This window comes from Pelagicoccus sp. SDUM812005 (genome assembly GCF_031127875.1).
Classification (GTDB): Bacteria; Verrucomicrobiota; Verrucomicrobiia; order Opitutales; family Opitutaceae; genus Pelagicoccus.
The window spans coordinates 1-4,571 of sequence record NZ_JARXIA010000048.1 but is presented as its reverse complement, the minus strand read 5'-3'; the positions used below and the strand labels follow the sequence as shown (position 1 = coordinate 4,571).

The following is a 4,571-nucleotide window of genomic DNA, read 5'->3' as shown; positions in this document are numbered from 1 at the left end:
CATTAGGATGCTCAACTTCAGCTTCTCATAAGCTACTGGACGATTTGGTGTCTCTCCCCAAATGGAACGACATTCGTGGATTTGCACAAAACGAAATAAAGAAAAGAGAAGGATCTATCGGTTGGAGTTTCGTTTTGTCAGAAACAGGAAACGCCTCTCTATACCCAACGATGAAAGAAGAAGATGTTTGGACTGTGATCGCAGCAGCCGATTATCCGAACAACACTTACGGAGAAATTATCGACATGAAGATTCGTGAAGATGGAACGATTATCTCCTACAAAAACAGGTTGAAAGAAGGAATGAAGAAGGCCGAACAAGGCAGTCGATACAACTCGGGCCAAGCGCCCCGAGTTGTGGACGCAGCAAGGGCGTATCCACACAACAACTTTCTCAACGGGCCTCTAGGCCCTCGCGCATCACTTTGACGATTAGAAGAAGAATGATGCTTCGAGTATTCACAGTCACACTACTACTCACCTCATCCCTTATGGCCGAACCAAAAGAAGACGATATTCAGACGATGGCCATGAGAGCTGGCGATCCAGCTCTTGTAGAAGCGAAGAAAGAAGCGATTAGGACGATTGATGTCTTCTTGGATCTTCACGAAAAGTACAAAGACAACATCGGAGTCTACTTCGCTATCAAGCATGGCGTCCCACACGATGGGGACCAAGCATTCCTTTGGTACACCTTTGAGGAAGAGAAAGAAGGAAAGCTCTTTGCCTATCACTACAACACCCCCAATGGACTAGAAGACTTTGAAAAAATCGAAGTAAAGAAAGAAGAGATTAGCGATTGGATGATCAACGACCACGGACATCTGACTGGTGGTTGGTCGGTCAGGGTCCAGAGATTGAAACTAACCGAGGAAGAAAGAGGAGCTTTTGACGAACATGCAGGCATCACAAACTACAGAGAAAATAATTTCTAACATGGCGTGTCAGGCAATGCCTGTTACGCTCCGCTCCACAGCCATCGCCTGCACTTAGCGTTATCTTAAGAATGGAAAACCTACTCATAGCGGTACTCCTCTTCGTAGGCATCTTCTCGATACCGCTATTCATTATTCCGTTCTTCGTGAAACGCCAAATCAGAAAGGACTTTGCAAAACGAGGATGGAGAGTAATCAGAATCAAGCATGTAATCTCCGATTCCCTCGCACTATCGATTGGCAGCCCAGCTAAGACACGTTACGATGTTTTGTACGAAAATGAAAAAGGAGAAATCATGAACCCTGATGTATACACTGAAGAGTTAAAAAAAGGATTTGTGATCGAACAGAACTATCCAATTGCGAGGGATAAAAAATATAGATAACCAGGCAGTCCAGGCAACGAGCGCAAGCGCTCGCCGCCTGACTTTGACGTTCGCCGAAATAAAATGAATGAGCCACTGGCAAAGGTAATCGAAAAGATTAGGTACGCGGACCTTCTGCAATTTGAAGGCGTGGAAATCGATTCACCTAACACGAAAGGACGGCCCCCGTTTGAGGAAACCATGCTCCACGCAGTAGCGGTTTGGGGCGTTGTTGACTCGGCTAGGATTCTTTTGGACGAGGGAGCCGAAATCGACCCAAGAGGCGAACACGGTTACACGCCACTCCATGAAGCAACGGAACAAGGGCACAAAGATATGATTGATCTGCTTCTTGAGCGAGGCGCTAGCACTGAGATTAAGTCCGAAACTGGCAGCTTTTTCGATATTGCAGCGCTGAGTGACAAAGAAGAGATTCGAGTGCTGGCAGAAAAACTAAAACTGGGCGAACAAGGCGCTTCTCACAACGCGGGCAAGCCCGCGTCGTGAGAGCTTGTCGATGAAGAAAATGAAAACAGCCTCCAGCAATAATCGAGTCGGATCCATCGACTTCGTTAAGCAGGAGATAACCATGCTGTTCGACGATAAGCCTTCACCTGCATCAATCACTGTTTTCACGTTCTGCCTAGCTTTGACAGCATGTGGTTTTGGACACGGAGCCATAGGGATCTATTTCGTCCTAATGTCTACTGTCTCAGGCTTCATCCTCAGAAAAGAGATAAATAAGAAAGAAATCATAAAAGGAATAATTTTCGTCTCATTCATTGTCACGATACTTGGACTGCTAAGATTCGTCACAGGATTCAGCACGTGGCATGGATCCATTCCACGTTGGCAGTCAGTGGTCTTGCTGGGACTCGGCATCTCACTCTTTTCCTTTGCTGTATTCACACATTGGATCCTATCCAAATTTGAAAAATGAAATTATCGAACAAGTCGTGTCATACAACTCCGGCCAGCGCTCAGCGCTAGCCTCCGCGTATGCACTCGACGTTGGCAAAAAAATCGATGAAACAACTTTTGACTATTGCCGTAACTCTAGTGCTTCTGGCCTTCTCCAAGGCTCAAGCATTAGAGTCTATCGGTATAGAAGCGAAAGACGCAATGGTTACGGATTCAACACTGGTTGGGACGCTGTTGGGTGTCGGTTTTGAATCCGGCGAAAGCATAGAAAGATACCGAACCAAGAGCCCTCGAGCATTTGAGAAAAAGATAGAATCAAGAGAATGCTTTTACGTTGGAACGTCACATGGGCACCACTTATTTGTGATCGGGCCCGCAACTAATAATGGTGAACTAAAAGAAATACTCAATAGATGGAAAATAGAATCTTCGAAATATGTAATAAAGAAACTGAACCCATTATCTTTACCTCGTAATGAATTGAATCTAGTTTCGCTGCATGATTTACGACTTGTACGAACTATTGACCACAAAAACAAAACCATAAGGTGCCAACAAAACGGTGCTCACAACGAGCGCAAGCGCTCGTCGTGAGACCTCGGCGATATGCAGATAAAGATCATAGCCACATTGCTCCTACTCTTCCCTGCTCTCGGCCTTTCGATGCCGAAATCCGAGATGAATGAGCAAATGATCGAGGCTTACGAGAATGGAATCCTCTCGGGCCTGAGAAAAGAAATCAAATTCGAGCAGTTCAAGAGCACGCTTCTAGATCCAATTGAGAACAGGAAGAACGAAAAGAAATTTGGAAGTATCTACCCTGCACTAAAAGGTTTCATCGATCACTACCAAGAAGGATATCAAATTTGGGAGTATTGGTTCGAACTGATCGGCCCAGGAACTGGAAGAAGTGGTTTTGTGATAGTTTCCGATGGACGAGTCATCCATTGGCTGGAACTCTCGATCGATTAAAAAATGAAGCATATCCAGTCGTCCCATACAACTCCGGCCAGCGCTCCGCGCTGACCTGCGCGTATGGACTTGACGTTGGCTAAAGAAAAAATGGCAGAATTCAGAGCAGATGAAACCTTCACGCTGAAGGCCAGAAACCAGTTCTACGTCTGCGGTGAAATTACGGAAGGAAAGATCAAAGCAGGCGACATTCTGTTACTACCATGCAACTCTGATTTGAGCATGGAAGGCAAAATCTCGTCTATCGAAATGATGGATCGAATAGAAAAGAAAGAAGCAAAGGTAGCTCTCGGCATTGAGTACGAATCTGATGAAGAAAAAGAGATGTGGGAAATGATGAATATTGGCGACGGAGAGATCTTGAAAATCAAAGAAACAAAATAAGCCAACCAGTCGGCTCATACAATGCCGGCAAACGCCCGCCTCTTTCACTACGAACCAACCGAAATTTACGAAAACTGAAAATGGAACCTCAACAGAGCCGTCATCGTATGGCCTCGACGTTAGGCAAAAAATAAATGAGATACTTAATACTACTCCTACTAGTCGCAACGTCCTACGCCCAACAGACAACTATTCCGGTTTCTGAGCAAATCGAGGAAATAAGGAAAGAAGCGGACGAACTACGAGAGGAGATGGAGCTTCGTCAGGAACTAAACAATCAACTGATTCAGATAGTCACCTGGAGCCTTAGCACAACCGCAGGTACACTCGTCGTGATTTTAGGCATAAACTGGTTCCAATCACGCAGAGTAGAAAAGTCAGAAAGGCTAAAATTAAAGACTGAACTACTCGAAGAGCTAAAAAAAGATATAGACACTCTCATGGAATCCAAGTCCCGATCCATAGAAGAGAAATTTGAGGAACGTGCGAAAGCTATTGAGAACGATCTTGAAGAGCGAACCGACACACTTCAAGGAGCTGTCCTCAGTAACATGCATCGTGATCTATCACACAGCATCGGGGAGTACTTAGCAGAAGAAGATTATCTATCTGCGCTTGAAGGCGTCGTTTTGGCGTTAAACTTTGCGACTCAACTTGATAGCACTGACGCCATAGCGCACTCCCTAGAGAATGCTCAACATGCATTATCCATGCTAGGAACGATCCCATCCTCGTTATGCGCTAAATTACAGATAGAGCTAGATGAACTACCGGAGGAATTCATTTCAGACTCGACCGCCCTGAAGACAAAACTTCTCGAACTTCGATCAAATACAAAAGCTTAACAAAGCGCCGCAGACAACGAGCGCAAGCGCTCGTCGTCTGAGCTTGGCGTTAGCAAAAAACTAATCATGAAACTAACAATCGCCCTGTTCATCGTATTCTCAGCTCTATCCGTTGATGCAAGGGCTGGAGTAGTGTTCGATCAAGTCTCA

General features: G+C 45.3%; 9 protein-coding genes. All 9 read left to right on the top strand.

Annotation, left to right across the window (positions count from 1 at the left end; translation table 11 throughout):
* On the top strand, positions 1–428 hold a 428-nt coding region (locus QEH57_RS24490), incomplete at its 5' end, for a hypothetical protein (protein WP_309009440.1).
* A 62-nt stretch (positions 429–490) separates the two neighbouring features.
* Positions 491–934, top strand: coding sequence for a DUF2314 domain-containing protein (locus QEH57_RS24485; RefSeq protein ID WP_309009439.1), 444 nt, complete (start codon positions 491–493; stop codon positions 932–934).
* 71 nt (positions 935–1,005) lie between these two features.
* The gene (locus tag QEH57_RS24480; protein WP_309009438.1) at positions 1,006–1,320 is read left to right on the top strand and encodes a hypothetical protein; all 315 of its coding nucleotides are present in this window, start codon (positions 1,006–1,008) and stop codon (positions 1,318–1,320) included.
* A 63-nt stretch (positions 1,321–1,383) separates the two neighbouring features.
* Positions 1,384–1,806, top strand: a complete 423-nt coding sequence (locus tag QEH57_RS24475; protein ID WP_309009437.1) for an ankyrin repeat domain-containing protein — start codon at positions 1,384–1,386, stop codon at positions 1,804–1,806.
* A gap of 19 nt (positions 1,807–1,825) precedes the next feature.
* The gene (locus QEH57_RS24470; protein WP_309009436.1) at positions 1,826–2,239 is read left to right on the top strand and encodes a hypothetical protein; all 414 of its coding nucleotides are present in this window, start codon (positions 1,826–1,828) and stop codon (positions 2,237–2,239) included.
* A gap of 86 nt (positions 2,240–2,325) precedes the next feature.
* Positions 2,326–2,814 carry a hypothetical protein gene (locus QEH57_RS24465; protein ID WP_309009435.1) on the top strand — a complete coding sequence of 163 codons (489 nt, stop codon included), beginning with the start codon at positions 2,326–2,328 and terminating at the stop codon, positions 2,812–2,814.
* A gap of 12 nt (positions 2,815–2,826) precedes the next feature.
* A complete protein-coding gene (locus QEH57_RS24460) occupies positions 2,827–3,192 on the top strand; it encodes a hypothetical protein (protein ID WP_309009434.1) in 366 nt (121 codons plus the stop codon).
* A gap of 90 nt (positions 3,193–3,282) precedes the next feature.
* Positions 3,283–3,576 (top strand): hypothetical protein, encoded by a 294-nt coding sequence (locus QEH57_RS24455; RefSeq protein WP_309009433.1) that lies wholly within the window; start codon positions 3,283–3,285, stop codon positions 3,574–3,576.
* 134 nt (positions 3,577–3,710) lie between these two features.
* Positions 3,711–4,421: a hypothetical protein gene (locus QEH57_RS24450; RefSeq protein WP_309009432.1), complete on the top strand. Its 711-nt coding sequence runs from the start codon at positions 3,711–3,713 to the stop codon at positions 4,419–4,421.
* Positions 4,422–4,571 lie beyond the last annotated feature (150 nt).

What these genes read in the sequence shown, in the direction of transcription:
- QEH57_RS24475 (WP_309009437.1), top strand. Translation starts at nt 1,384, where the DNA reads ATGAATGAGCCACTGGCAAAGGTAATCGAAAAGATTAGGTACGCGGAC.
- QEH57_RS24485 (WP_309009439.1), top strand. Translation starts at nt 491, where the DNA reads ATGGCCGAACCAAAAGAAGACGATATTCAGACGATGGCCATGAGAGCT.
- QEH57_RS24450 (WP_309009432.1), top strand. Translation starts at nt 3,711, where the DNA reads ATGAGATACTTAATACTACTCCTACTAGTCGCAACGTCCTACGCCCAA.
- QEH57_RS24465 (WP_309009435.1), top strand. Translation starts at nt 2,326, where the DNA reads ATGAAACAACTTTTGACTATTGCCGTAACTCTAGTGCTTCTGGCCTTC.
- QEH57_RS24460 (WP_309009434.1), top strand. Translation starts at nt 2,827, where the DNA reads ATGCAGATAAAGATCATAGCCACATTGCTCCTACTCTTCCCTGCTCTC.
- QEH57_RS24480 (WP_309009438.1), top strand. Translation starts at nt 1,006, where the DNA reads ATGGAAAACCTACTCATAGCGGTACTCCTCTTCGTAGGCATCTTCTCG.
- QEH57_RS24455 (WP_309009433.1), top strand. Translation starts at nt 3,283, where the DNA reads ATGGCAGAATTCAGAGCAGATGAAACCTTCACGCTGAAGGCCAGAAAC.
- QEH57_RS24470 (WP_309009436.1), top strand. Translation starts at nt 1,826, where the DNA reads ATGAAAACAGCCTCCAGCAATAATCGAGTCGGATCCATCGACTTCGTT.